The sequence below is a fragment of the Psychromonas arctica genome, from assembly GCF_038155225.1.
Taxonomy (GTDB): domain Bacteria; phylum Pseudomonadota; class Gammaproteobacteria; order Enterobacterales; family Psychromonadaceae; genus Psychromonas; species Psychromonas arctica_B.
In genome coordinates, this window is record NZ_JBAKBA010000333.1 from 1 (window position 1) to 217 (window position 217).

Consider the following 217-nt stretch of genomic DNA (forward strand, 5'->3'; position numbering starts at 1 on the left):
TAAACCATTTAAATGCTTGGCAATTAATGCAAAAGCGTCATCCCATCTGATAGCCACGTATTTGTCTGTTTCTGCTTGGTAAACCATAGGATCAGATAGGAGACCTTGATCTTCTAAATAATAGTCACTTTGTTTACGTAATGAGGACACTGAATATTCGGCAAAGAATTCAGGCGTTAAACGCCGTGATGTAGCTTCACAATTAACTGCTTTTGCA

The 217-nt window shown here is 38.2% G+C and carries 1 protein-coding gene; it reads right to left on the bottom strand.

Annotated elements, in window-relative coordinates; translation table 11 throughout:
* Positions 1–217: hypothetical protein (locus tag V6255_RS18710; RefSeq protein ID WP_341629453.1), on the bottom strand; the 217-nt coding region annotated here is incomplete at both ends.